Consider the following 23,621-nt stretch of genomic DNA (forward strand, 5'->3'; position numbering starts at 1 on the left):
CGATGAAAACATCGATGATAACGCTAGCCCTGACGCTCATGTTAGGTTGTAATCTGGCTCAAGGTTCAGAGTTGCCAAGCAGTAACCACTGGTTGCTGGAAGCCGCCTCTGATAAAGAGCGCTTTGCCCGGATTGAAAAGATGTTTGCAGGCTTCTCCGGAGCTATGGCTGAGGTCGGCGCGCGTTATCAGCACAGCTACGATGCGATTGTGGATGAAAATTACCCACTGGCCACTTATCACTGGGATAAGTTGGGTGCTGCCATTGAGCTGGGCTACTTCCGGCGACCTGGCCGGGCTGACAATGCCAAAACGATGTTTTTGCAAACGGCCTGGCCAGAGCTGACGCAAGCCTTGGCTGATGGCGATAAAACCAAGATCCAGCGTAGCTTTTTGCAAGCACGCTCTGCCTGTATGGCTTGTCATGCGGCTGAACAGGTCCCTTTTATGAACGAGCAGCCTTTGTTCCGTCAGACGGCAGAGTTTAAGTAGCTTTTATGAAAACACTTGTCTGCACAGTTATTGGGTTCATCAGTGTTAGCTTCATCGCCGCACTGCAGGCAGCGCCGGTTGCTGATGTGGCCGAGTATTTTGATCGACACTTTGAGCAGCAACTGGCCGAGCATCAGATCCCGGGTGGCGTATACGCCGTGATTGAAGGCAATCAGATTGTGCGGGTACGTGGTTTTGGTGTGCGGGCGCGGGGCTCTACTGATCCGGTCGATCCTTTTACGGTGTTTCGGATTGCTTCGGTGTCCAAAACCTTTGCCGCAGGTTTGGCAGCGGTGCTGGCAGAGCAGGGCTACTTTAACTGGGATGATCCTGTGGTGAATTATGTACCGGATTTCTCGTTTCGTTCTGCCCGCTACAACCAAGCCTTGCAAGTTGAGCACTTGCTGGCACAAACCACAGGTGTGATCCCCAACGCCTACGACAACATGATTGAAGCCAATGTGTTGCCAGAGCGGATCCTGCCGCACTTCAGACAGCTGGATCCGATGTGTACCCCCGGCGAATGCTATGGTTACCAGAATGTGCTGTTCAGCCTGATTGAACCCATAGTGCAGCAAACCACCCAAAAAGATTACGCTACCCTGATGCAGGAGCTGATTTTCGAGCCCTTGCAGATGCCAACCGCCTCTGTGGGGATGGATCCTTTTATGGCGACAGAAAACAAAGCCATGCCGCATGTACGGGCACGGGGTGGCTGGTACCAGAGTACCGTGGTACCAAGCTACTACCGCTTTGCACCCGCTGCCGGGGTGAATGCCAGCGCCATCGATTTAAGCCACTGGGTGATGGCACAACTGGGCCATTATCCGGAGGTGATGCCAGAGCATTTACTGGCCAACATCACCGATAAGCGGGTGCGTACGGTGCGGGATTTACGCCGCGGTCACTGGCGGCAGTTTATCCGGGATGCGCATTATGCACTGGGCTGGCGGGTCTATCAGTTTGGCGATGAAGAGCTGGTGTACCATGGCGGTTGGGTGCGGGGCTTCCGAGCCGACGTGGCTTATTCACGGGACCGTCAGGTAGGCCTGGTGATTTTGCTCAATGCCGAAAGCAATATTGTCAGCGAACTGAGTACCTACTTTTGGTCCAGAGTGTTTGATGCTATTCATTTAGCCGAAGCAGAGCAACTCAGCGAATTGCTCACCACGGAAGAGGACTAAAAGCCAGCAGTGCGGTTAACCACTAAAGATAGCGCCTAAAATTAACGCAGGCAGAATGGCAGCCGTTAAGATCCCCCGCAGTTGGCGGTACCAGGCAGGCATGGTCGCTGGGGGATTCTGGTACTCACGCAGCCAGACCCAGCCAAAACCGGCAGCCAGCACAATCAGCGCTGGTTGGTAGGGGGAGATCAATGCCAGCCAGCCAAGCAAAGTGGGCACTACACTAAATACATAACTGCGTCTGGCCTGGGTTTGATCCGGCAGTTGCATCGCCATGCCCCAATGTACAGCCCCCAAAAAGCTTAAAATCACCGCACCATAACCAATCAGGGCGACCAGCGCCAACTGGCTTTGCGGCCATAACAGCACGGCCAAGAGGCTCAGATAAAAGGGCAGAATGCCGGCAAATCCAAGGATACGGGGGTAGCTCACAGTGTACTCCTGTTTACTTCATCTTTTATTCCATACGGCCCTTATTGTCATCAGGATCCATACTGGTAGCTATCAATATAGAAATCGGCTTGCAGCTGCGTCAAGCTTTGGCAAAGTTGCTGCTTTTGCTCTGCAGGCAGTTTCCAGCCAAGCGGGGTCATCTCCAGCAGGCTCAGATACGCATCTGCCCCTAGCTGTTCCAACACAAAGCGGCAGTGTTGGCGCCTTTGGTGCAAAAAGCCTGGCTGGGGCTGGATCGCATCGCTGTGCAGCCGAACCTCGGAGTAAATCGCTTGCTTGAACTGCAATAAATGCTCCGGTGCCGCACTCACCAGCAGTAGATGACCACCAGGGCGCAGGCACCGTGTTACCTCGGCCAGTTCAAAGGGGGCGCACAGCACCAGCATGGCGTCAAACTGCTGATCGCGGTATGGCAGCGCCTTGGCGCTGGCCACGCAAAAGGCGATGTTCGGATAGCGTTTTGCTGCCAGCTGAATCGCGCTTTTGGAGATATCCATGCCAGCAAACTCTGTGTCTGGCAAAGCTGCCTGCAACTGGCCACTGTAATAGCCCTCACCGCAGCCTGAGTCCAATACCTGGCTGGGTGCCAACTGTTGGAACTGCTCACTCAGCATCTGCACCAAAGGCTGATAGGCACCGGACTCTAAAAACTGTCGCCGTTGCTGCAGCATGGCTTTGCTGTCACCCGGTTGCTTCGAGTTTTTATGCTGCACCGGCAACAGATTGAGGTAGCCTTCTTTAGCCAGATCAAAGTGATGCCGGTTTACACAACGATAGGAACTTTGTGCTGGCTCGCTATGTTCAGCGGTGAGTGGCTCATGGCACAGTGGGCAGCGGTACAAAGAACTGGCGTGAGGCAAAGTGCTGGTCATTGGGTTTATCGGTGCAATTACAATGCTGCTATAGTATCAGGCTGTGTCTTGCTGGGAAACTTGCTATCATAAGGTCAGCGAAATTCTTTGGAACATTACCATGTCAAATCACTTACAGTGGTCGCTGGATGAGCTGTGCGATCACGCTTTTGATATCTTTGAAGAACTGGCCTCAGACAACCTGAGTGCCGCTGACTACACCGAGTACCAGCAACAGCATCTGAGCCGCGGTTTTGTTGATTTAAAAACCCCGGATGACAGCTGGGAAGAGCTCTATCCGCTGGCCCTTGCCGATGGCGATTACGTTGAAGCCTGGATTGGTTTATCCGCTGAAGCCGGCGAAGCCGATAAGGTACTGGCCCGTTTACTGCTGAATAAAGACAAAGATGAGTCCGAGTGTTTTGCGCAGTGGCGCGGCCAGAGCTAACTAGTTTTATTCTGAAACGGCATCCCTGCACTGCGTGACTACCCGCCTTTCAGGGCGGGCACTAACGACCTCGTCAATCGCTGCTACGACCAAGGTCGACTGGCGACAGGGCGCTGGTTTTGTCACTCTATTCGAATACTTGCCCTGGAGAACGCTATGCTGATAGACCGTGACCAAAGCCTGGTGCTACTGATTGATATTCAACAGCGGCTGGCACCTGCCATTGCCGATAACCGTGAGGTCGAGAATGCTGCGGCCTGGGTACTGCAAGTTGCCCTTCAACTGGATGTGCCGATTCTGGCTACCGAGCAATATCCGGCCGGTTTAGGCCATACAGTCCCGGTATTGGCGGAGCTTCTGCCCGGCGATGTAGTGCTGCAGAAAATGCATTTTAGTGCCTACAAAGAAACGGCCATTCGCCAGAGGCTCATTGAATTAGAGCGCAGGCAGATTATTGTGCTGGGTACTGAAACCCATGTCTGTGTACTGCAAAGCGTGCTGGATCTGCTGGCGGCAGGCTTTCAGCTGTATGTGGTGGAAGATGCGGTAGGCTCGCGCGATCCCTTGCACAAACAACAAGGGCTGCAGCGGATGCAACAAGCCGGTGCTGTCATTATTAACCGGGAAATGCTGGCCTTTGAATGGCTGGAATGCGCCGGTACCGAAACCTTTAAGCGCATTCATCAGGGTTGGATCCGTTAAAAAAATTTAACCCCATTTGGACTCCTCAGTCGTCTAAGCAATAACACCACCCTGAGGAGTCTTGCTATGACCAGTTTCACCTACCCCGAGCCGTTCACTGCTGCCAAATTGTCCCGTTTAAGCTTGTGCTTTTGCACTGCAATCAGCGTGACTTTTGCCTTATTTTTATTGATGCACCATTTGGTAAAAGCCCCAATCGGGGTTCGTCCGCCGCCTGAGCCAAGCATTGCTGTCACTGTCTACCAAACGCCGGAGGAACAACCTACCGTGATTCGCCAACCTCTGCCGCCGCGTCCGGACATCATTCAGCCCGAAGTGATGACCATGCACTCAGAGCCAACCGATCAGTTGGTGGATCTGACCACGCGTTTTACGCCTGGATTTGACGGTTTCAGGGTCGATCCGCCTAGCCGGGGAGGGATAGGTCTGAGAGATGCCAGTGCCAATCCGTTGGTCAGGGTAGAGCCAAGGTATCCGGTGGATGCTGCCCGTCAGGGCATCAGTGGCTGGGTACAGCTGCGCTTTAACGTGGATGAGGCAGGCAATGTGCAGGATGTTGAAGTACTGGCAGCTGAGCCGGCCAATGTGTTTAACCGGGAAGCGATGCGGGCGTTGCGGCGCTGGAAGTATCAACCTCAGGTCATTGATGGCAAAGCGGTAAAGCAAACCAACCTGCAGGTACAACTCGATTTTACGCTGGAAGCCAACTAAGCTGAAACAACAGACTGGTAAGAGGAGTGTGCCTATGCTGTCGATCCCCCTGAGCTGGGCTGGCACCTTGTGCCCGGACCAACTGATGCAACACTATCAGAAAACGGGTGCCTCAAAATGGCTGGATGGTTTAATCCAGCACTGTGGCGATGATCTGTACCACTTTATCTTGCGTCAGTCCGATCCAACTCTGGCGCAGGACATCTGCCAGCAAACCTGGCTGAAAGTGATGGAAAAAAGACACAGCTTTCGGGCGGACAGCCGTTTCAAAACCTGGCTGTTCAGTATGGCCCGAAATGCCTTGCTGGATGAATTAAAGCGGCAGCAACGCTGGCAATCATCGACCTGCCCGGAGCAGTTAGCACAACCAGAATCTGTATCTTCGTCATCTTGTCCGGCAGCGCGGCAGCAGCGTTTTGAACACGCTTTACGGCTGTTGCCCTTCCTGCAACGGGAGGCGCTGATGTTGCAGCTGGAAGGGTTCTCGGTCGGGCAAATTGCAAAGATTACCAACGAATTGGACGAAACTGTGAAAAGCCGGCTGCGCTATGCGCGTCGATTTTTGCAGGCGCGTGTGGGAGAGCATGATGAATAAGCAGACACCTTCTGAGCATGACGCGCTGCAGTCATTGTACCAACAGGTCAAACAAGCGCATAAGATGCCAGCGATGTTAAAACGCCAGCTGTTGGCCGAGTGCGAAGCCAGAGACAAGCAGCCTGCTGCCTGGCGAAGCTGGTGGCAGCTCTCGCAGTTGGTGGTAGGCTGTGCTGCCATGCTGTTGTTGCTCAGTTGGATGCCATGGTCGCCAACCTCAGATTTGTACCAGATTGAATTGACGGCCAGTATGGATTACCAGCAGGTGCAGTATCACCGTTTGGCAGACACTCATCAGGCAGCTCGTGAGGATAGGTTGCAGCAGCTGTGGCAACGTCAGCAAGAACAATTGCAACGAGGCCACGCCATATACACCCGCACAGCGCAGTTGCAGCAGCAGGAGGCCAGTTGGCAATTGACGATTTGCGATGAATTGCAATTGAATCTCAGCAAGGAGCTGGTGGCCCAATTGCAGCTGGGGCAAAGCATTCCATCCTACAGAGGCACACAATGGGTGGAATTGGAATTGGCGGCAAATGGCCAGGTGTTGGCGATCCGGGCCACCGAACAGGTGCTGCATTGCCCGCAAAGCAAAGCGGGCAGGGTGTTGGTACTGCCTGCTAGGGCAGGTTAATTCGCCTCAGGCTCTGGCCAAAGTTGCTGCAGCAGCCAGGCCAGCCGTGCTGCGGCTTGCAGCAAGCGGGTTTCGATGGTGTGCTGGTGATGCAAGGCGTAACGCTCATCCAGCGGCTTGCCAGGCTGGTGCTCTGCGTAGATCTGTTTGACAATGGCAACCGACTCATTGGCCCAGTCCAGCACATCGCCTTGCTGCCATTGCTGCAAGTTGGTTTCATTCAAGCGCGGGCGTAACCGGTCGATGCTGGCCTGGTAATCACGAAAGCCCAGTTGCAGCAAAATACTGGTATCCCAGATGCCATGCAGGTTGCGTACTTCACCCATAAAAATCACACCGATGTCGTTGCCACCGCGGTCAAAATCGTAGCCAACGTGCAGGGGTTGGTGCAAGTCACCGACAAAGTGACTGAGAAATTTCAGCGACTCAGCTGCTTTGGCCGACTGACTGTCTTGCTGTAACAAGGCATAGTGCTCGTTAATGGCAGAGAGTACGCAGCCATAGTCCGGGCAATGGTCCATGCTAACAGCCTGATCCTCCAGGCGGATATTGACATAATGATGCGGCCTTGCGAAGTCGTATTGCTCCTGGCCACGCAGTTGATCGGCCCAGACGCAGGCCGGCGGAAAGCTGTCAAAGTCGGTATGCGCCAACAATGCATCCAGCCGTTGTTGCTGGCTGACAGACAGTTGCTCATAGGCCAGTTCGCAAATCATGCGATGGCCAATCTGACCAAAAGCCAGGCTGGCGCCGGAAAATAGCAGCACAAAGAGTCCCAATAAAACACGCATTCGGTTACGCCTCCGCAATCAATTGAGTCACCTGCGCCGGGCCGGCATCGCCCAGCTGTTGTTGCAGCCAGGGCAGAAAGGCCCGGCATTGCTCGGCCAGCAAATAAGGTGGGTTGATCACCAGCATGCCGCTGCCGGTCATGCCAAAGCCTGCGCTGTCTGCTTTGGGGCACCACTCAATACGCAGCAGGTCTGTCACTGGCAGGGCGGCAACCTGGGCCACAAAACGCTCGATATGAGGCCGGTCAATCACCGGGTACCAGATGGCGTAGCAACCGGTGGCAAAGCGCTGCAGTGCAAGCTGCAGACCTTTGACCACATCGTCGTACTCATGGCTGAGTTCATAAGGCGGGTCGATCAATACCAGACCGCGGCGTGCCAGTGGTGGCAGCATGGCTTTGATCCCGGCCCAGGCATCCATCTTTTCAATCCGGCAGTGTTTGCGTTTGCCAAGGTGCTGGCTCAGCAAGCCGTAATCGGTTGGGTGCAGCTCGGTCAGTTGCAGCGCATCCTGCGGTCTTAGTAATTGAGCGGCGATGGATGGTGAACCCGGGTAAAACTCCAGCGCACCGTCCGGGTTCAATTGCTGCATCAGACGCAAATAACGCCCTACCGGGCCATCTTCCAACGCCGTTGGCACCGCCTGGTTAAATAACACGCCAATGCCGCTCTGATACTCGCCGGTTTTACTGGCATGTTCGCCGCTCAGGCTGTACAGGCCAGCCCCTGAGTGGGTATCGTGGTAGCAAAACGGCTTATCCTTGCGCTTTAGGTATTCAAGAATAGCAACCTGCACCAGATGTTTTAGCACATCGGCGAAATTGCCGGCATGAAAGCTGTGGCGATAGCTGAGCATGGCAAACAACCAGTCATAAAAAGGGGGCGCTAGCATACTCTGTTCTGGTGGTTTTGTCATGCCAGCTGCTACAATAGCGTTTTTTATGCATCTCAAGGTTGTTTATGTCCGGCGCTCCCTCTTCCAAACGTCCTGCTGCCCGCCCCGCGCGTGCCAAGAGCGCAAAACCCTGGGCCGAGAAATCCAGCAAGAATGCCTCCCAAAAAACCAAGCGGCCTACGCAGCCAGCGGCTGCCAGAACAGCGAAAGCAGCGCCAGAGCGGGCGGTATCGCCAAGGGCGGCCGAGCAAAAAATTTATGGTGAAAAAGCCTGTCAGGTGCTGTTTGCCAGGCGGCCGGAAGCCATTATCCGGTTGTATCTGAATCAACAGCAGGCGCCAAAATGTGCCGCCATGATGAAGTACCTGGCCAAAGCCAAAAAGGCTTATCACCTGGTGGAGGATACCGAGCTGGATAAGCTGGCTGGTAGTCAGCACCATGGTGGTATTGTGATGCTGGTGCAGCAACCCGAGTCGTTGCCGCTGCATCGTTACCTGCGTCAGCAAAAAGACGCCAACAGTGATTTGATCCTGGCGATGGATGGCGTCAGTAACCCGCACAACCTGGGGGCCATTGCCCGTACCTGCGCCCATTTTGGTGTCAAAGCCATCCTGTTGCCGGAGGCGCAGTTGCTGTATTCGGGTGCGTCGGTACGCACTGCAGCCGGTGGCGCCGAGTTTGTGCAGGCGGTGCACTGTGAAAAGCTACCGGAAGCGCTGCTGCTGTGCCGTCAGGCTGGTTATCAGTTGATGAGCACCTCCAGTCACCAGGGCGAGTCTTTGTATCAAGCGACTTTGCCAGCCAAAGCGGTGATGGTGTTTGGCGAAGAGATGTTTGGTGTTTCCAAAGCGGTGGCACAAAAAGCCGATACCCTGCTGCGGATCCCCGGCACAGATCAGGTTGAATCGTTGAATGTGAGTGTAGCGGCAGCCTTGATTATTGGCGAGTGGTACCGCCAGCATGGTAGTATTTCGAAAATGAAATGAATAAGGCCATATGTATGTAGCCAACCTGAGGGATCCCCACGAATTTAAAGCCCATAGTATCAGCTCTTTTCCAGTGCGACCATTTGTAGCAAGGTCAGTGAGCGACCTTCCAAGGCGAGGCTGGCTCGTAAAATGTGGTTCTGCTTCTTAGTATCGGCATTGCTCCAGTCCACTAGGATGATGGGGTGCTTACTGTTTGCCAGAATTGCTCTGGTCATCAATGCATAGATGCAAGGCATTTCAGCCAGGAGTTTGTTGTTGCTGAGCAGCCGGTCTGCCCGTTTGATGCTGTATTTTTCGCAGGTATCGCTGTCAATGCCCCGGCCAATTGCGGTAACCGTACAGCGCTGATGCTGCAGCAAGCTTTGCGTTGCCGAAAGTAGTGATGAAAATCTGGTCTTATGCATCCGTGTAGGGGTGACAAAAGAGAGAAAATGAGCGAGCATAGTTTTCACATTCATGGCTGTTAGTGGTATGTTTTTTTTGGCGAAAGATCAGATCGTGAACGGCCATGAATGTTCCCTTCTCGCCTAAATTTTTGTTTTAACTAGCCCATTTGTGGGGATACCTCAGGTAGCCAACAAGAACCAACACATATAATGCAGAATTACTGTATAAATAATTAAGTGACAACGTTCACATTTCTAGATTTAGAATGATTTTTAGAAAAGCATAAATCGTAATTCACTTTATAAGGAACATTTACTACATGCAGACTATAAACTGCAAACACAAGGAATGGCTAAGTCAATATACATTTGATAATTGCAAATTAGATCGTGGTGATTATGGCAAGTTCCTTAAAAATTACCTAATGGGTGAGCGCGATGGTTTTGTTCTAAATTTGAACGGTGCCTGGGGTACAGGAAAAACCGAGTTTCTTAGACGACTGTATTCTTTATTCATCAGTGAAGATCATCCGGTAATTTATATTGATGCTTGGGAAAGTGATTTTTCCGAGATGCCTTTATCTGTTGTATCAAGCGAATTATTGAGCCAGCTTTCTACGGTAAACGACCATATTGGAGCTGAGTTAACTAAGGTCGGCGAATTTTTAGGTAAGGCTGTAAAAGGAGCAATTATAGGCGGTGCCGGCTTATTGTCTAAGCATCTTTTAGCAGATACAACCATCGGAAATGAGATGGCTAAGGCATTATTTGAGAAAAAGCCAAATGACTTTCTTGATGATATCAAGCATGAGCATGTTGAGCAGATTGAGGCTATAAAGTGCATTCGTCGTGAATTAGGAAATCTAGCTGAAGTAATCAATAAAAATTATGGACTTTCACTTCCAGTAATCGTTTTAGTCGACGAGTTGGACAGGTGTCGTCCAAGCTATGCAATTGAAATGCTTGAAGTTATTAAGCATTTTTTTACTACAAAAAACTTCGTATTTGTTGTGGCGACTGATACACAACAGTTACGACAGTCAATAAAGTCTGTTTATGGATCGGAGTTTGACTCAACAACTTATTTAAGGCGTTTCTTTAATAGAGAAGCCAGGATGGATGAGCCTAAATTAGAAAGTTATGTAAAACTATCAATGCTGTCGATTGATAATTATGATGACAAAGTTGTCCTTTATCCAGATGTGAAAAACTCTGTATTAGAGAGTGTGCATGAATACTTAGCTTGGTTAGGGAAAGCTTATACGTTGAGTTTAAGAGATCTAGATCAATTGATAAATAAGTTTAATGCTTGCTTAAGGTCCGCATTAAGTAGCTATGAATCTTCACAGCGAGTGCAAGTAATAAATATATTTTCATTAATTGTAGCAATTATCGAATTTGATAAAGATTTCGAACGATTTAACCAGCGAAAGAATTATACTCCAATAATTGAAGGTAACTTTAATGATTTTACTGTTGGTTCAGGAGGAAATGCTACTAAACTATCAAAATTTTATGAATTGAGCATGCTTTGTTCAGTTAAGCATAAAGTTAGACAGCAAGGGAACTTCGGACGTGATGTTGAGCTAGATGTATTAGGTAATTATAAAATAAATTTTATCGGTAGCCAGAGTAAATTTAATGGATTATCTGGAAAAGCGTTAGTTAATATTGGTAACTTGTTTAATGAGTATTCGGATAATGGAAGTGCAAGAGTTTGGTTGTGGGAAGATTATCAAAAAATAGTCAAACTTGCAGGACTGATTAAGTAAATTTGAAAAGAAAACACATCAAATCTGTCGGCTATAACTTTTAATTTTGTAATGAACTATAACTGAAATTTTTGAGAGCTAGCTTTCTTGACTTTTTAGTCGATCAATGAAGTGTTCGTGTGCAGAGTTTGAAATATCACACCCAAGATACCTTCTGGATAAGTTACTTGCTGCGATCAAAGTGGAGCCAGAGCCGAAAAATGCATCTGCTACTAATTCATCCACATTAGAGCTTTGTTTTATTAATATCTCCAAAAGGCCGACAGGTTTTTCTGTGGGATAGCCTTGCCAAATACGCTTAAATTCTAATATGTCTGGCACGCTGAGATCATTTAGTTTTCTTTTCCCTTTCTCAAAAAAAAGTATGAACTCATAACGAGCTCTATAATGATATCCCATTCCAATCGAACACTTATCCCAAACAATAGGCTTCCAGAACTTGAAGCCTGCTTTTTCAGCTAGGGGTTTAGCTATAAACATTGTCTCTTGATCACAGAAGAGATAAAAATGCGAATTACGTTTGAGTACACGATAAATTTCGATGAATAGCTCTTCAAATCTTTTATTTGGAAATATATTAAACCATTCGTTACTAGAGGACTTACTCTTCTTCAAGCGGGTGGTCGTGCCAATTTTTCGATGCTTCTCAAGTGATTCGTATGGTGGATCGGTGATAAATAGATCGATGCTTTCATCTGCAAGATTACTTAACCACTCAACGGCATCTAACTTAAAAATATAAGGCATCTATCAGTCCGGAAACAGCAAAAGTACGTAATCTAACATATTAAGGCAGGAACAACACTACCCTGCCAATTTTTTGGCTATATACATTTTGGATGATTAGCTTTGCAGTGAAGTATCCTACATTCTCGACAATATGATTGAACTCTTATTGTTCCGTCTCCCATGTTTCTGAGACCAAAAAGTCTTACTACTTCTTCTTTGGTATTTGCTCTCTTGGTACAACCTCTGCACGGACAGTTAGCTTTAGACAAGTCTGGCATTTTTTTAACTCCTATGTTTATAAAGCCTTATAATATATAAGGTCTAATTGGCTATTTTCAAGTCAATCTCTACTAGTGATGAAAAATTTCCGTGACTCTTTGTGGCTAAATTTTAATGGTGTAGCTACATTTGTCTGGGAGGTAATATGCGTTAATTATTGGCGAGTGGTACCGCCAGCATGCTGGCTAGTGCAGATCATGTAAAGTGCTGATACCCGCCTGATTGCTACTGACGATCACCAGGCCAGACGGCAGTCGCTGATAGCGCTGACTATCGAGCCTGGCATTGAAACCTATGCTGCTGTGTTCAGCGATACGGCAGTTCTCGGTTACAATCACGTTGCGCAATTTGCTGTTGGCACCCACCTCGACCTGGCCCATCAACACGCAATCTTCCAGCTCCGCCCCCTGATGAATACGGCAATGGCTGCCAATGACCGAGTGGCGGATGCTGGCGGCCGAAAGCTCGCAGCCGGCACCAATCAGGCTGTCCTGGATGTTGCTATTACTGGAACCTGCAAAGTAGCTCGGGGCCACCGGTTCTTTACCAAAGACCGGCCAGTGCTCATTGTGCAGCCGGACCGCCGGGTTTGGCCCCAGTAAATCCATATGCGCCTGGAAAAATGCATCCTGGGTGCCGACATCCCGCCAGTAATGCTGGCGTTCACCTGGTACCAAGTTATTTGAAAAATCATAGACATACACTGGCTCTTTCGGATGCATAGCCGGAATAATATCGTGGCCAAAATCGTGGCGGGACAGCATTTTTTTTGCATCTTGCTGCAACGACTGAAACAAACAGTAGCGGTTAAACAGGTAATTACCCATCGACACCAGCACCATGCCGTTGCTATCAACCAGATGCTTAATTTGGTGTAGCCTCGGCTTTTCGTAAAAACCGGTGACGCGTTGGTTGCTGTCCATGGCAATCACACCAAATTGTGGAGCCAGCTCAGCCGGCACCGGCATAGCGGCTATGGTCATGCAGGCATCGTGTTTCAGATGAAAGTCCAGCATCTGGCGAAAATCCATTTTGTATACGTGATCGGCACTGAGCACCAACAGGTGGGTCGCCTGGCTGTATTCAAACTGTTGCAGTTGCTGAAACACCGCACCGGCAGTGCCCTTGAGTTTACTTTCTCTGGTTTTGACCAGATGAAGATCGGCCGGGCATCGTTGTTTCGACCATTGCTGGTGCAAGTAGTGGTGCAAACCGTCTACCTGATATTGTCCGAGCACCCAGAGCTCATCGCAACCTGAATTGATGCAGTTGCTGAGCACAAAATCAATGACCCGGTAATGGCCAGCAAATGGAATGGCAGGCTTGGCGCAGTGGTTGGTGAGTGGCCGCAGGCGGCTGCCCTGGCCTCCGGCCAGAATAATACACCCCAACCGCTGATGCTGCTGTGCCATGCTGCTACTCCGCTAGTCTGCTGATGATGGAGTTTAGGTATAGCAAAAGCTGGCAGGAATGCTTTGAGCTGCATCATATAAAATGGTGATATTTTGTACAAATTGGATTTAAAACGCCGAAAACCATTGCTTGAGTTGTTGTGCCTGGCGCCGGCTTACTTCAATGTGTTGGCCATCATTGAGTACTGCCAGCAGGCTGCCAGTGGCGATGCCTGGTTCAATATGGGCGATGGCGTCAATCCGCACTATATCGGAGCGACTGACTTTAAAGAAATACTCTGGATTTAGCTTTTGTTCAATCCGGGCCAGTGAACTGTGCAAAAAGCTTTTCCCATGCGGGGTATAGACAGCAGCATGATTGCCGATGCTTTCAAAGCGGATGATTTCATGCAGGCGCACAATTCGATTGATGTCGCCAAATTTCAGCAAAATGCCATGCTGTTCGGGCAGATAGTGCTGGTGGGTTGCAAGGTTGCTGGCTTCCGGCTGCTTGTCTGCCTGCAAGCGCTGCATGGTTTGAGCCAGCCGGGCTGGCGCGATGGGTTTGAGCAGGTAATCCACCGCATTCAGGCCAAAGGCATCCAGTGCATAGCTATCATAGGCGGTGCAAAACACAAAACGCACCTGTGGCGGCAGGGTAGCGGCCAGCTCCAGTCCGGTTACTTCCGGCATTTGTATATCCAAAAATACCAGCTCTGGTTCTTCTTGCGCCAGTAGTTTTAAGGCCTCTTTGGCATTGGCTGCCTCACCGATAAGCTGACACTCCGGGTGAGCTTTTAGCAAACGTTTTAATTCGCTGCGGGCCAATCGCTCATCATCAACGATCAGGGTGCGTAACATAAGGCAGCTCCAGGGTGATGTGAAACACGGTGTTACTTTGTTCCAGCTGAATACGGGCTTTGTCGCCATGCATCAGCTGCAGTCGTTTGTGGCAATTGCGCAATCCGGTGCCGGTAGAGCTTTGGTTGGATTGGGCCCCGACGCTGTTGCGCAGCGACAACTGCCAGCTGGTATCAAGCTTTTGGGCGGTTAACTCAATAAAACCTGGTTCCGGATTCGGGCTAATGCCATGCTTGATGGCATTTTCCAGCAGGGTTAGCAGCATCAGGGTAGGCAACGGCTGCTGCCACAGGCTGTCATCGATGTTTACTGTGAGCTGTAGCCGTTGCTCTAAGCGGATTTGTTCAATGTGCAGATAGGTCTGACAGAGCTGCCACTCTTCTTGCAAGCTGCTGGTGGGACGCAGATGAGCTTGCAAATGCACCCGGAACAGCTCCGATAGCTGGGTCAGAGTATCGGCGGCTTTGTGCTGGTCTTCAAAAATCAACGCCCGAATGCTGTTTAGGGTATTGAATAGAAAGTGTGGACTTAGCTGGTTGGTCAGCTGCTGCAAGCGGGCTTGCTGCATTTCCTGCTCCAGGGCTTTACGGCTTTGCCGCATCTGCCAGCCCAGGTACACCAGGCTCCAGAACAAAAATAAGCTGAAATGCATCAGCCACAGCATAGTGATTAAGGTGGCCAGAGAGAACTGCATTTGCAGGCCATCGACACTGTCTTTATTGACAAGAGTCACTTGCTGCATATTGGTTTCAGCCAGCGCTGGGATAGCGGATGCAAAGGTACTTATCAAAGCCAGTAAAAATGCAGCCAGGCTAAGCCAGCCAAATAGTTGAAGTACTCCACCTAAGCTAAAACCACGCTGGTAATGGATGCGCAGAGGTGGCCGTACCAGGAAGTGACTTAAGACAATAAAACCGGTCGCTTCCAACAGATAGCGCGCAAAAAACAGCTGCAGCAACTGCGGCTCTGCATCTTGCAAAAACGGCAGGGTATAAATTAGGTAAAACAGCAGGTAAAGCACAAAGGTAAGCACCTGCCCAAGACGGTAGGGCTTACTGCTTTGCCAGCACAATCGCCAGTGTTGCTGCCAGATAGAGGATGGCTTATTCATAACGTAGCGCATCAATCGGGTTTAATCTGGAAGCTTTAATGGCTGGCGCTAAGCCAAAGACCACGCCAATCATGGTCGTAAAGCCAATGGATAACAGGATAGCCCACAGTGGCACCAGTGCCTCTGGCATAGCGGGCAGCATTAGACCGATAAAACTGGCTATACCTGCACCCAGGGCCAAACCGATAATCCCACCAAACAATGACAGCACCAGAGCTTCGACTAAAAACTGCAGCAAAATAAACTGGGGCGTGGCCCCCAGGGCTTTGACGATGCCGATCTCACGGGTGCGCTCGGTTACCGAGACCAGCATGATGTTCATCACGCCAATGCCACCAACCAATAAGCTGATGCTGACCACACCACCTGCTACCAGTGTAATACTGCGGGTAATGCTGTTGAATTGGTCGATCATCCGTTCGGCACTAATAAACTCGAAGGGATCCGGATCGTCGGGCGCCAGTTTATGTCGCTGTCGCAAGATGCTGCGCATTTGTTGTTGCACCTGCTCAGGATTGGCTCCGGCAGCAGGACGAAATAAGATATCAATGTTGCGGGCAGCCCGCTCGCCATTCAATGCCCGAATGGTACTAAAGGGGGCAATGATGTAATTGTCCTGATCAAAGCCAAACAAGCTGCCGCGGCTTTCGGCGACGCCAATAATCCGGAACCAGTCGCCCGATAAATTAATGAACTCGCCAACCGGGTTGTCGGGTAAATCCAGCTTTTGGATCAATGAACTGCCAATAAATGCGACCCGCCGTCTGCGGTCATCATCGCTGCTGGATAAAAAGCGTCCAAGCTCCGGATACACCCGCACCACATTCTGATAACTGCTGTCGGTGCCAATGATTTGGGTTTGAGCACTGTTACGGCCATAGTGTACCTGGGAGCCCATGCTAAAGGCTTGCATGGTGGCCGTCATATCCTCGACTTGAGAGACCCGGCTCTTTAACGTCAGAAAATCATCATGGTGCAATCGGTTGAACTGTCCAAGCATTTGCTGGTTGGTGGGGGTGTAGGCGCGTAAGGTTACCATATCGCTGCCTAAATCATCCAACTGGCTGGTAATGCTGTGGCTAAGCCCCTGCATAATGGCCACCACGGTAATCACTGCGGCAACCCCGATAATGATTCCGAGCGTGGTAAGGGCACTGCGCAGTGCATGTGCGCGGATAGAAGCAAAAGCTGCCTTGGTGCCTTCAAAGCTGGCATGAAGCAGTTTAAACATGCAGTTGCGCTCCCTGATCGTTTCGAATATCCTCGGCCACCTGGCCATCGACCAGTCGGATCACGCGCTGGCAATGATCGGCAATGTCTTGCTCGTGGGTCACCAGAATGATGGTATGGCCTTCCTGATGCAGCTGATCAAACAGGGCCATAATGTCTTTGGTGGTTTTGCTGTCGAGGTTACCGGTGGGCTCATCACCCAGCAAAATTCGAGGCCGGGTGACCAGTGCTCTGGCAATGGCAACACGCTGGCGCTGGCCGCCGGACAACTGGTTGGGAAGATGCCCGGTTTTATCGGCCAGGCCAACGCGTTGCAATGCTTCGAGTGCCATGGCTTGCCGGGTTTTGTTGGGCATCAGCCGATACACCAAGGGTTGCATCACATTGGCCAGCACTGTGGCGCGGGGTAACAGATTGAAGCTTTGAAAGATAAAACCAACGGCTTCGTTGCGCAGCTCTGCCAGTTCAGTTTCATTCAGGGTGGCGACATCGTGTTCACCCAACTGGTATTGGCCAGAGGTTGGGGTATCCAGGCAGCCCAGTACGTTCATCAAGGTTGATTTTCCAGAGCCGGATGGGCCGATAATGGCCACGTAATCGTTTTCTGCAATGCAAAGGTCAATATTGCGTAAGGCATAAAACATTTCGTCTGCCATCAGGTAACTTTTATTGACCTGGTGCAAACGGATCACATTGCTGGCCATGTTAATACTCCTGCAGGGTGGCCCGGATGCGGCTGCCATCCTGAATGCGCAGCAGGGTACGGGCAGGGCCAATAATGACTTGTTCATCCAGGCTTAAACCAGACTGAACTTCCTGGGCGATGTCGGTAGCCAGCCCCAGCGAGACGGAGCGTTTGCTGGCCTGGCCATCCACTACTGTCCAGACAAAGCTCTGGTCTCCGTCCTTTTGCACGGCGGCAATAGGGATCTGCAAACCCGCTTCTTGTTCCGACAGGATGATTTCCGCCCGACAGCTCATGCCCGGGTACAGCGCGATATCGTCAGGCTGCAGCAACACTTTGACCCGAAACGACAAGCTTTGGCTTTGATTCATGTAGCGGGCTGAGGTTGCAATCTGAATCACTTCGCCGGGGATAGCCTGATGCGGGTAAGCCGCCGCAAAGATCTCTGCCCGTTGTCCAAGGTGCACATTGGCAATATCGGCTTCATCAACCCGCAGCTCCGCCAGAATGGCACTGGGATCAGCTAAGGTCATCAAAGGTGAGCCAATGATATTGGTACTGCCGGCAATCACGGTTTCGCCGGGTTTGATATCGACGGTGGACAGCAAGCCGGCAATGGGCGCCCGGTAAATGGTTTTACTAAGATTATCTTCGGCCATAGTGAGGCTGGCTTTGCCTTGCTCAAGTGCCGCCTGGGCTGCGGCTACATTGATATGAGCAATATCCAGCTGACTTTGCAGGCTGTCGATGGTTTCCTGCTGCACCAGACCACTGCGATGCATTTGTTGTTGACGGGCGAACTGACGCTCAAGGTCCGCCAGTTGCGCTTTGGCTCGCTCAATATCTATTTGCTGGCTGCGCACCAAAGCACGGGTTCTGCTGACATCAGCTTCAAAGGCGGTCGGGTCTAATCGCATCAGTACCTGGCCTTTTTCCACCATGTCGCCTTCGTCCACCAGCACTTCCAATACCCGGCCGGTGACTTCAGAGCGGATCTGGATTTGGGTATTAAACTCCAGATTGCCGGAAGCCAGAATGCTATCGGCCAGAGCGCCTTCGGTGACCAGGGCGGTGGTCACGCTAATGGCTTGTTGCGACTGACGGTACTGACTGAGCGCAATAAGGGCTACCAGGGTTGCACCAATCAGCAGGAGAAGCAGCAATTTTTTCATGATGGTTCCCGGTTAAATAAACACAGCCCATAGGCCGAAAATAACCAGCAGTGGGATAGCGGCTAACAGACTACTCTTGGCAACACTGTAACCACTCCAGCTGCGCAGACCTACAGCAAATAAGGCGGTGATCCACAGATAGATTAAGTTCAGTTGTTCAGCCCAGTTATACCAAGCTTGTCCGGGCTCCAGGCCTAACAGCAATTGGTTTACCGACAGATAATTGACCGCAGTCAAAGGCATGTTTGGATTGCTGCTAACCAGAACCAATACCATCAAACCCAGCATATTCAAAATGCCTGGCATGTTGCTCCAAACGGCCATCGCATACCAGTCACCATAAGAACGTTTTTGTCCGGGGTTGCCTACCAGCATCAAGTAACCGGCCATGATCGCCAGCATAATTGGGGTCATTACCAGTGTACCGCCAACAGCAAAGATGCCGGTTTTATCCGCCATATGTCCCATCAAAGCCCGGCTTTCTTCAATCTCTGCTGGTGTCATGTTATGCGCCACGGCGGCTAGCTGCTGCTCGACAATCCACTCCGGGCTCATGCCAGCATAAAACCACCACATACCAAGCGCAGTGATGAAAATAATCAATAAAAATGCCAGCCAGCTCCAGCCCTTTTTATCTGGTAATGCATTGAATAATTGTTTGGGGGCAACAAAAATGTCGACTAACCCGTGTGCGGCAGATTTACTCATGGTGTTTACTCCGTGTTGATTCGATTAATTTCCCACTGATTGCAACGCCAATCAGCGCGCACCAGGCAATGACAGAAAAACCGGCCGGGATATTGGCCAAAGCGATTTTGCCAAGATGTCGACGGTTAAAGGCTACCGCTAACAGGGTTGGAACAAAATAAATCGCTAAAAACAGCGGCACAAACCAGATTAAAAAGGTCAGATTACTTTGTTGCAGTGTGTGCGCCCATTCGGTTGTATCAAACATAACACCCTCCAGACCATCAGCTAAGTTGAAATATGTAACGATCTTTTACAATCGCTGTTGTCGATGTCGGGGAGCATAGCAATGGCGTGACCATGAAAAGCAAAAAAGATGATAAGTGGCAAAATAACGGGATTTTCGGCAAATCGAGTAGGGGAACTGCGTTTATTCAGGCAGCGTATCGCCGAGATAACGAAAACGAGGGATCAAAGCACCTTGGTGTGATACCTGTTCACAAAACATCGCAAGGGGCCGTGCCCACAGAGCGCGCTCACCATAAAGCGGCCGGTAAATAACCAGCCATTCTTCGGTTTCACTGTGGCGGGCCAGATCCAGTACCTGATAAAAAGGGCCTTTGTAATGCTGGTAATAGCCGGGCTGAATGAGGAGATTATCAGGCTCGGTTTTCATACCAGCTCTCAAAAATAAGCACTGCCGAGACGCTATCGACTTTGTCTTTGCTGAGGTTACGAAAACCACCTTCGGCAAAGAGCTGTTGCCTGGCGTCGGCAGTGGTCAGGCGTTCGTCATGCAGTTCGACCGGCAGCCCAAAGCGGCCATGCAGCCGGTTGGCAAATTTTCGGGTGCGTACGGTAAACTCCTGCTCCGTACCATCCATATTCAGCGGCAAACCAACTACTAACAGATCCGGTTGCCACTCCTTAAGCAGTTTTTCAATCTGGTCCCAATCCGGAATCCCATCGCGGGCTTTCAGTGCAGCCAGTACACTGGCGCTGCCGGTCAGCTCCTGACCGATAGCAACGCCAATGCTTTTGGTGCCGTAATCAAAGGTAAGTACTGAGCGGTGTTTATCTGTACTCATTAAGCATGTCCTGCGGTACTGCTCAGTTGCCAGGTTTCAATGCCCATTTTTTTGGTGGCAGCCTGCCATTTGTAGGCATGGGCCAGGTCAAAAATAATGCTGCTATCGGCTGGGATCACCAGCCAGGAGTTGTCGGCGATTTCCTGTTCCAGTTGACCGGCCACCCAGCCGGCATACCCCAAAGCCAGTAAAAATTTATCCGGCCCATCGGAAGTCGTCAGGGACTGCAAAATATCTTTGGAGGTGGTGATCATCAGATCATCGTCCAACTGCATGCTACTCATATAGCCTGGCTGTGCTTTGTGCAGCACAAAGCCTCGATCGGCCTGTACCGGGCCGCCGGCACAGACGGCCTGTTCTGTGATCGGGTTTTTTGGATCAAACTCGATATCCAGTTGCTGCAGTAAGTCGCCAATGGTGGCTTTCAGTGGGTGATTAATCACGATACCCATGGCGCCGTCTTCATTGTGTTCACAGATATAAGTCACGCTGCGTTGAAAAAATGGGTCTTGCAGCGATGGCATAGCGATCAAAAAGTGATGCTCAAAGGTATTCATGCTGCGCTCCTTATTCGCTACCAGCCAACGGTATTGTTGGCTGGGAACAGACTAGGTACTTCAATTACCGAGCAACTGTTCGATGGCATCAAACAACTGACCGGTGATATGCACGGGAGCTTCGGCTTCAATTTCCCGCACGCAGGTGGGGCTGGTGACATTGATCTCAGTTAGTTTATCACCAATGATATCCAAACCCACAAAAATAAGTCCTTTCGCTTTCAAGGTGGGGCCAACGGCTTCGGCAATGGCCCGGTCGCTGTCGCTGAGTGGCCGCACTTCACCACGGCCGCCAGCAGCTAAATTGCCGCGAGTTTCGCCTTTCGCCGGGATCCGGGCCAGCACATAAGGGATAGGTTCACCATTAACCATTAAAATGCGTTTGTCGCCCTCGCTGATGGCTGGCACAAACTGCTGAGCCATGGCATAGCGGCTGTTGTGAGCGGTCAGGGTTTCCAGCACCACGCCAACATTGGGATCATCGGCTTTCAGGCGGAAAATGGAAGCGCCACCCATGCCATCAAGTGGCTTGATGATGACATCCTGATGAGCTTGCCAGAAAGATTTTAAGCGGGCCGAGTCGCGGCTAACCAGAGTTTTCGGTGTGTATTGGCTAAACCAGCTGGTGTAGAGTTTTTCATTGGCATCGCGCAGGCTTTGTGGTTTGTTCACGATCAGACAGCCTTGTTGCTCGGCCAGCTCCAGCATATAGGTGGCGTAGATGTACTCGGTATCAAACGGCGGATCTTTACGCATCAAGATGGCGTCCAGTTCGCCCAGCGCAATATCCTGCTCCTGACCAAACTGATACCAGTTGGCTGGGTCTTCCTCCACCATCAACAAGCGTGAGCGCGCGCGGGCTTGCCCTTCCAGCAAGTACAAGTCTGCCATTTCCATGTAATGAATGGTGTAGCCACGGCGCTGGGCTTCCAGCAACATGGCGAAACTGGTGTCTTTCTTGATGGTGATGTCCGCAATAGGGTCCATCACAATACCGATGTTAAGTGCTGTCATAAGATCCTCAGGCGAGATCGCCAAATTGCAGCTGCAGGGCACTGATGGCCGTGAGCGCTGCGGTTTCGGTTCGTAATACGCGAGGGCCAAGCCGAATGCCCAGATAACCAGCTGCCAGAGCAGCTGTCATTTCCTGCTCGCTAAAGCCACCCTCCGGGCCTATCATCAGACGAATACTTTGGGCTGGCGTTAATGTCTTAATGGTGTCGCTGGCCCATGGATGCAAGGTCAGCTTTAGATCTTTTGTTGGTTCAGCCAGCCAAGCTGTCAGTGGCAACGCCGGCAGAACTTTGGGTATCAGGCTGCGGCCCGATTGCTCGCAGGCAGAGTGCACAATTTTTTGCCATTGCTGCTGCTTTTTCTCGAGCCGTTCACCATCCAGCTTCACGCCACAGCGCTCAGAGAACAGTGGGGTAATGGCACTTACGCCAAGTTCGACCGCTTTTTGAATGGCAAAGTCCATTCGATCACCACGTGAAATGACCTGCCCCAGGTGCAAATGCAAGCTGGACTCGGTCTCATTAAGCTCTGATCCAGTAATCGAAATCAGCACCTGCTTTTTGTTCACTTGATCAATAGTGGCCGCATAATTTTTGCCATTGCCATTAAAAAGCTGCAAAGCATCGCCTGGCTGCATTCGCAGCACCCGCCCAACATGAGCAGCAGCATCGTCAGGTAAAGCCAGGGACTGAGTAGTAAGTGGTAAGTCGACAAAGATTCTTGGGATACGCATAAAACAGCACGGTTAGTGACCATAGTTGTATGGTAGCAATTTGCCGGGCATAGCCAAAGAAAAACCCGCCGTAGCGGGTTTTGTTATACTGTAAATTTTTCTGACATTAGCGACGGAATAGACGTAGTGCCAGCAAACCTATACCCATTATTGCAATTGAGGCAGGGGTTGGAACTGGGGTAGTGGTTGTTGTTTGAATTGGGTCGCGTGCCGCCACACCAACATGCGACAGGCCACTGCCAAATACACTGGTATCCCATGTACCTGCAAAGGCAAATGGGGTATTGAATGGGGCGTCGAGGCCAGTATTGCCTAAATTGAAAATCTCATTCTGGAAAATTGCGGCAAAATTAAAGTTAAACACTGCCCACTCAGTTCCTGCTTTAAAAGTAAAAGCCAGCATATCAAAAGTGGAGCGATTATCACCCAGAGCACCCTGAACTAATGAGATGATGTCTGGCGTCGTCACCAGAGACCAGGTACCAGTCTTGCAATCGCCGGTGCAATCAAAACGAATATCCAACACATCAGCCAAATCAAGCGGGTTACTGCCTTTAATGCTTTCATAGGAGAACGCAGAACCGATATCTTGCTTGCCTAATGTGATCCAACCTGGATCTACGGGATCGTCTTTGTCTTTAAGACCCATCAATAGACCACTGATATCATCCAGACCGGTTGCATCTTTAAGGAACTGTTCTGGGTCTATTAACCGCTTAGTTTGAGCATTAGGGCCTTGACCTCCCCAGCTATAAATACCACCATTTAACAGTCCGTCACCTAACCAGCCACGATTTGGATCTGCTTTATCAATAATACTGCCAATATTGCTTGGCTCGGAAAATAGCCCCATACAATTGGTAGCTATGTAGTCACTTTTGAGTAAATTGTTGTCAGTAAAGTAGTCTGAGTCATAAGCCGTATTGCTATGATCAGCTGCCAGGGTTGTCAGCGATGTCAATTTAACACTACCGGTTGTACATAGGGGAGAAGCATTTGCGGTAGACATCAAGAATGCGCAACCTGCAACAAGTGCAACCCCCGTAACAAATAAAGTTTTCATAGTCATTTCCTTAAGGCTTTGTCTGCCGGGCCAGACTTACTTGGTAATCCGGACTTACATCCTTTTGTGCTATGCCTTAAAAGTTAGCAAAAAACAGACCATTATTTTTTTCTTATATA

General features: G+C 50.5%; 29 protein-coding genes. 9 read left to right on the forward strand and 20 right to left on the reverse strand.

Features of this window, described 5'->3' with window-relative positions; all coding sequences use genetic code 11:
- The first annotated feature begins 2 nt into the window (after positions 1-2).
- Both QWY20_RS02720 and QWY20_RS02725 read left to right on the forward strand, forming a co-directional pair.
- Positions 3-491 (forward strand): hypothetical protein, encoded by a 489-nt coding sequence (locus QWY20_RS02720; protein ID WP_330127498.1) that lies wholly within the window; start codon positions 3-5, stop codon positions 489-491.
- Between the two features lie 5 nt (positions 492-496).
- The gene (locus QWY20_RS02725) at positions 497-1,675 is read left to right on the forward strand and encodes a serine hydrolase domain-containing protein (protein WP_330127499.1); all 1,179 of its coding nucleotides are present in this window, start codon (positions 497-499) and stop codon (positions 1,673-1,675) included.
- A 15-nt stretch (positions 1,676-1,690) separates the two neighbouring features.
- Here QWY20_RS02725 and QWY20_RS02730 read toward each other — a convergent pair whose 3' ends face one another.
- Positions 1,691-2,107 carry a DUF3429 domain-containing protein gene (locus QWY20_RS02730; protein WP_330127500.1) on the reverse strand — a complete coding sequence of 139 codons (417 nt, stop codon included), beginning with the start codon at positions 2,105-2,107 and terminating at the stop codon, positions 1,691-1,693.
- Between the two features lie 50 nt (positions 2,108-2,157).
- A complete protein-coding gene (locus tag QWY20_RS02735; RefSeq protein WP_330127501.1) occupies positions 2,158-3,000 on the reverse strand; it encodes a putative RNA methyltransferase in 843 nt (280 codons plus the stop codon).
- Positions 3,001-3,100: 100 nt separating this feature from the next.
- Here QWY20_RS02735 and QWY20_RS02740 point away from each other — a divergent pair, with 100 nt between their 5' ends.
- The 5 genes from QWY20_RS02740 to QWY20_RS02760 all read left to right on the forward strand — a co-directional run bounded on the left by QWY20_RS02740 (position 3,101) and on the right by QWY20_RS02760 (position 6,069).
- A complete protein-coding gene (locus tag QWY20_RS02740; RefSeq protein ID WP_330127502.1) occupies positions 3,101-3,427 on the forward strand; it encodes a DUF440 family protein in 327 nt (108 codons plus the stop codon).
- A gap of 156 nt (positions 3,428-3,583) precedes the next feature.
- On the forward strand, positions 3,584-4,129 hold the full coding sequence (locus tag QWY20_RS02745; RefSeq protein ID WP_330127503.1) for a hydrolase: 546 nt from the start codon (positions 3,584-3,586) through the stop codon (positions 4,127-4,129).
- 66 nt (positions 4,130-4,195) lie between these two features.
- The gene (locus tag QWY20_RS02750) at positions 4,196-4,840 is read left to right on the forward strand and encodes an energy transducer TonB (protein ID WP_330127504.1); all 645 of its coding nucleotides are present in this window, start codon (positions 4,196-4,198) and stop codon (positions 4,838-4,840) included.
- 34 nt (positions 4,841-4,874) lie between these two features.
- The gene (locus tag QWY20_RS02755) at positions 4,875-5,435 is read left to right on the forward strand and encodes a sigma-70 family RNA polymerase sigma factor (protein ID WP_330127505.1); all 561 of its coding nucleotides are present in this window, start codon (positions 4,875-4,877) and stop codon (positions 5,433-5,435) included.
- Positions 5,428-6,069: a hypothetical protein gene (locus QWY20_RS02760; RefSeq protein WP_330127506.1), complete on the forward strand. Its 642-nt coding sequence runs from the start codon at positions 5,428-5,430 to the stop codon at positions 6,067-6,069. Before QWY20_RS02755 ends, QWY20_RS02760 begins: the two co-directional genes overlap by 8 nt.
- Here the strand turns inward: QWY20_RS02760 and QWY20_RS02765 are convergent.
- Positions 6,066-6,860, reverse strand: coding sequence for a S1/P1 nuclease (locus tag QWY20_RS02765; protein ID WP_330127507.1), 795 nt, complete (start codon positions 6,858-6,860; stop codon positions 6,066-6,068). The genes QWY20_RS02760 and QWY20_RS02765 overlap by 4 nt on opposite strands.
- A gap of 4 nt (positions 6,861-6,864) precedes the next feature.
- The gene (locus tag QWY20_RS02770; protein ID WP_330127638.1) at positions 6,865-7,716 is read right to left on the reverse strand and encodes a 23S rRNA (adenine(2030)-N(6))-methyltransferase RlmJ; all 852 of its coding nucleotides are present in this window, start codon (positions 7,714-7,716) and stop codon (positions 6,865-6,867) included.
- A gap of 104 nt (positions 7,717-7,820) precedes the next feature.
- On the opposite strand from QWY20_RS02770, the gene QWY20_RS02775 reads away from it, so the two are divergent.
- Positions 7,821-8,741 carry a tRNA/rRNA methyltransferase gene (locus tag QWY20_RS02775; RefSeq protein WP_330127508.1) on the forward strand — a complete coding sequence of 307 codons (921 nt, stop codon included), beginning with the start codon at positions 7,821-7,823 and terminating at the stop codon, positions 8,739-8,741.
- 59 nt (positions 8,742-8,800) lie between these two features.
- Here the strand turns inward: QWY20_RS02775 and QWY20_RS02780 are convergent, their stop codons facing one another.
- On the reverse strand, positions 8,801-9,187 hold the full coding sequence (locus QWY20_RS02780) for a hypothetical protein (protein WP_330127509.1): 387 nt from the start codon (positions 9,185-9,187) through the stop codon (positions 8,801-8,803).
- A gap of 263 nt (positions 9,188-9,450) precedes the next feature.
- Here QWY20_RS02780 and QWY20_RS02785 point away from each other — a divergent pair, with 263 nt between their 5' ends.
- A complete protein-coding gene (locus QWY20_RS02785; RefSeq protein WP_330127510.1) occupies positions 9,451-10,902 on the forward strand; it encodes a KAP family P-loop NTPase fold protein in 1,452 nt (483 codons plus the stop codon).
- 78 nt (positions 10,903-10,980) lie between these two features.
- Here the strand turns inward: QWY20_RS02785 and QWY20_RS02790 are convergent, their stop codons facing one another.
- The 15 genes from QWY20_RS02790 to QWY20_RS02860 form a co-directional block, all read right to left on the reverse strand.
- Positions 10,981-11,649 (reverse strand): DNA-methyltransferase, encoded by a 669-nt coding sequence (locus QWY20_RS02790; protein ID WP_330127511.1) that lies wholly within the window; start codon positions 11,647-11,649, stop codon positions 10,981-10,983.
- 446 nt (positions 11,650-12,095) lie between these two features.
- Positions 12,096-13,322 carry a sugar phosphate nucleotidyltransferase gene (locus QWY20_RS02795; protein ID WP_330127512.1) on the reverse strand — a complete coding sequence of 409 codons (1,227 nt, stop codon included), beginning with the start codon at positions 13,320-13,322 and terminating at the stop codon, positions 12,096-12,098.
- A 108-nt stretch (positions 13,323-13,430) separates the two neighbouring features.
- Positions 13,431-14,162 (reverse strand): LytR/AlgR family response regulator transcription factor, encoded by a 732-nt coding sequence (locus QWY20_RS02800; RefSeq protein ID WP_330127513.1) that lies wholly within the window; start codon positions 14,160-14,162, stop codon positions 13,431-13,433.
- Positions 14,140-15,273 (reverse strand): sensor histidine kinase, encoded by a 1,134-nt coding sequence (locus QWY20_RS02805; protein WP_330127514.1) that lies wholly within the window; start codon positions 15,271-15,273, stop codon positions 14,140-14,142. Before QWY20_RS02805 ends, QWY20_RS02800 begins: the two co-directional genes overlap by 23 nt.
- Complete coding sequence (locus QWY20_RS02810; RefSeq protein ID WP_091342302.1) at positions 15,266-16,504, reverse strand: ABC transporter permease; 1,239 nt, start codon at positions 16,502-16,504, stop codon at positions 15,266-15,268. Before QWY20_RS02810 ends, QWY20_RS02805 begins: the two co-directional genes overlap by 8 nt.
- Positions 16,497-17,207, reverse strand: a complete 711-nt coding sequence (locus QWY20_RS02815) for an ABC transporter ATP-binding protein (RefSeq protein ID WP_330127515.1) — start codon at positions 17,205-17,207, stop codon at positions 16,497-16,499. The genes QWY20_RS02810 and QWY20_RS02815 overlap by 8 nt, the downstream gene beginning before the upstream one ends.
- A gap of 1 nt (position 17,208) precedes the next feature.
- Positions 17,209-18,360, reverse strand: a complete 1,152-nt coding sequence (locus QWY20_RS02820) for an efflux RND transporter periplasmic adaptor subunit (protein ID WP_330127516.1) — start codon at positions 18,358-18,360, stop codon at positions 17,209-17,211.
- 12 nt (positions 18,361-18,372) lie between these two features.
- Positions 18,373-19,068 carry a YIP1 family protein gene (locus tag QWY20_RS02825; RefSeq protein WP_330127517.1) on the reverse strand — a complete coding sequence of 232 codons (696 nt, stop codon included), beginning with the start codon at positions 19,066-19,068 and terminating at the stop codon, positions 18,373-18,375.
- A complete protein-coding gene (locus QWY20_RS02830; protein WP_330127518.1) occupies positions 19,061-19,315 on the reverse strand; it encodes a superinfection immunity protein in 255 nt (84 codons plus the stop codon). Before QWY20_RS02830 ends, QWY20_RS02825 begins: the two co-directional genes overlap by 8 nt.
- Before the next feature lie 162 nt (positions 19,316-19,477).
- A complete protein-coding gene (locus QWY20_RS02835) occupies positions 19,478-19,723 on the reverse strand; it encodes a DUF1653 domain-containing protein (protein ID WP_330127519.1) in 246 nt (81 codons plus the stop codon).
- Complete coding sequence (gene ruvX, locus QWY20_RS02840; protein ID WP_330127520.1) at positions 19,707-20,135, reverse strand: Holliday junction resolvase RuvX; 429 nt, start codon at positions 20,133-20,135, stop codon at positions 19,707-19,709. The genes QWY20_RS02835 and ruvX overlap by 17 nt, the downstream gene beginning before the upstream one ends.
- A complete protein-coding gene (locus tag QWY20_RS02845) occupies positions 20,135-20,692 on the reverse strand; it encodes a YqgE/AlgH family protein (RefSeq protein WP_330127521.1) in 558 nt (185 codons plus the stop codon). Before QWY20_RS02845 ends, ruvX begins: the two co-directional genes overlap by 1 nt.
- 60 nt (positions 20,693-20,752) lie before the next feature.
- Positions 20,753-21,706 carry a glutathione synthase gene (gene gshB, locus QWY20_RS02850; protein WP_330127522.1) on the reverse strand — a complete coding sequence of 318 codons (954 nt, stop codon included), beginning with the start codon at positions 21,704-21,706 and terminating at the stop codon, positions 20,753-20,755.
- Between the two features lie 7 nt (positions 21,707-21,713).
- Positions 21,714-22,439, reverse strand: coding sequence for a 16S rRNA (uracil(1498)-N(3))-methyltransferase (gene rsmE / locus QWY20_RS02855; protein WP_330127523.1), 726 nt, complete (start codon positions 22,437-22,439; stop codon positions 21,714-21,716).
- 106 nt (positions 22,440-22,545) lie between these two features.
- Positions 22,546-23,502 carry a hypothetical protein gene (locus QWY20_RS02860; protein ID WP_330127524.1) on the reverse strand — a complete coding sequence of 319 codons (957 nt, stop codon included), beginning with the start codon at positions 23,500-23,502 and terminating at the stop codon, positions 22,546-22,548.
- Positions 23,503-23,621 lie beyond the last annotated feature (119 nt).

It is taken from the genome of Alkalimonas cellulosilytica, from assembly GCF_036325985.1.
Taxonomy (GTDB): domain Bacteria; phylum Pseudomonadota; class Gammaproteobacteria; order Enterobacterales; family Alteromonadaceae; genus Alkalimonas; species Alkalimonas cellulosilytica.

Excerpts from the sequence above, each read along its gene's own strand:
- QWY20_RS02720 (WP_330127498.1), top strand. The coding sequence starts at position 3 with ATGAAAACATCGATGATAACGCTAGCCCTGACGCTCATGTTAGGTTGT.
- QWY20_RS02725 (WP_330127499.1), top strand. The coding sequence starts at position 497 with ATGAAAACACTTGTCTGCACAGTTATTGGGTTCATCAGTGTTAGCTTC.
- QWY20_RS02735 (WP_330127501.1), bottom strand. The coding sequence starts at position 3,000 with ATGACCAGCACTTTGCCTCACGCCAGTTCTTTGTACCGCTGCCCACTG.
- QWY20_RS02740 (WP_330127502.1), top strand. The coding sequence starts at position 3,101 with ATGTCAAATCACTTACAGTGGTCGCTGGATGAGCTGTGCGATCACGCT.
- QWY20_RS02745 (WP_330127503.1), top strand. The coding sequence starts at position 3,584 with ATGCTGATAGACCGTGACCAAAGCCTGGTGCTACTGATTGATATTCAA.
- QWY20_RS02750 (WP_330127504.1), top strand. The coding sequence starts at position 4,196 with ATGACCAGTTTCACCTACCCCGAGCCGTTCACTGCTGCCAAATTGTCC.
- QWY20_RS02755 (WP_330127505.1), top strand. The coding sequence starts at position 4,875 with ATGCTGTCGATCCCCCTGAGCTGGGCTGGCACCTTGTGCCCGGACCAA.
- QWY20_RS02760 (WP_330127506.1), top strand. The coding sequence starts at position 5,428 with ATGAATAAGCAGACACCTTCTGAGCATGACGCGCTGCAGTCATTGTAC.
- QWY20_RS02765 (WP_330127507.1), bottom strand. The coding sequence starts at position 6,860 with ATGCGTGTTTTATTGGGACTCTTTGTGCTGCTATTTTCCGGCGCCAGC.
- QWY20_RS02770 (WP_330127638.1), bottom strand. The coding sequence starts at position 7,716 with ATGCTCAGCTATCGCCACAGCTTTCATGCCGGCAATTTCGCCGATGTG.
- QWY20_RS02775 (WP_330127508.1), top strand. The coding sequence starts at position 7,821 with ATGTCCGGCGCTCCCTCTTCCAAACGTCCTGCTGCCCGCCCCGCGCGT.
- QWY20_RS02780 (WP_330127509.1), bottom strand. The coding sequence starts at position 9,187 with ATGCTCGCTCATTTTCTCTCTTTTGTCACCCCTACACGGATGCATAAG.
- QWY20_RS02785 (WP_330127510.1), top strand. The coding sequence starts at position 9,451 with ATGCAGACTATAAACTGCAAACACAAGGAATGGCTAAGTCAATATACA.
- QWY20_RS02790 (WP_330127511.1), bottom strand. The coding sequence starts at position 11,649 with ATGCCTTATATTTTTAAGTTAGATGCCGTTGAGTGGTTAAGTAATCTT.
- QWY20_RS02795 (WP_330127512.1), bottom strand. The coding sequence starts at position 13,322 with ATGGCACAGCAGCATCAGCGGTTGGGGTGTATTATTCTGGCCGGAGGC.
- QWY20_RS02800 (WP_330127513.1), bottom strand. The coding sequence starts at position 14,162 with ATGTTACGCACCCTGATCGTTGATGATGAGCGATTGGCCCGCAGCGAA.
- QWY20_RS02805 (WP_330127514.1), bottom strand. The coding sequence starts at position 15,273 with ATGAATAAGCCATCCTCTATCTGGCAGCAACACTGGCGATTGTGCTGG.
- QWY20_RS02810 (WP_091342302.1), bottom strand. The coding sequence starts at position 16,504 with ATGTTTAAACTGCTTCATGCCAGCTTTGAAGGCACCAAGGCAGCTTTT.
- QWY20_RS02815 (WP_330127515.1), bottom strand. The coding sequence starts at position 17,207 with ATGGCCAGCAATGTGATCCGTTTGCACCAGGTCAATAAAAGTTACCTG.
- QWY20_RS02820 (WP_330127516.1), bottom strand. The coding sequence starts at position 18,360 with ATGAAAAAATTGCTGCTTCTCCTGCTGATTGGTGCAACCCTGGTAGCC.
- QWY20_RS02825 (WP_330127517.1), bottom strand. The coding sequence starts at position 19,068 with ATGAGTAAATCTGCCGCACACGGGTTAGTCGACATTTTTGTTGCCCCC.
- QWY20_RS02830 (WP_330127518.1), bottom strand. The coding sequence starts at position 19,315 with ATGTTTGATACAACCGAATGGGCGCACACACTGCAACAAAGTAATCTG.
- QWY20_RS02835 (WP_330127519.1), bottom strand. The coding sequence starts at position 19,723 with ATGAAAACCGAGCCTGATAATCTCCTCATTCAGCCCGGCTATTACCAG.
- ruvX (WP_330127520.1), bottom strand. The coding sequence starts at position 20,135 with ATGAGTACAGATAAACACCGCTCAGTACTTACCTTTGATTACGGCACC.
- QWY20_RS02845 (WP_330127521.1), bottom strand. The coding sequence starts at position 20,692 with ATGAATACCTTTGAGCATCACTTTTTGATCGCTATGCCATCGCTGCAA.
- gshB (WP_330127522.1), bottom strand. The coding sequence starts at position 21,706 with ATGACAGCACTTAACATCGGTATTGTGATGGACCCTATTGCGGACATC.
- rsmE (WP_330127523.1), bottom strand. The coding sequence starts at position 22,439 with ATGCGTATCCCAAGAATCTTTGTCGACTTACCACTTACTACTCAGTCC.
- QWY20_RS02860 (WP_330127524.1), bottom strand. The coding sequence starts at position 23,502 with ATGAAAACTTTATTTGTTACGGGGGTTGCACTTGTTGCAGGTTGCGCA.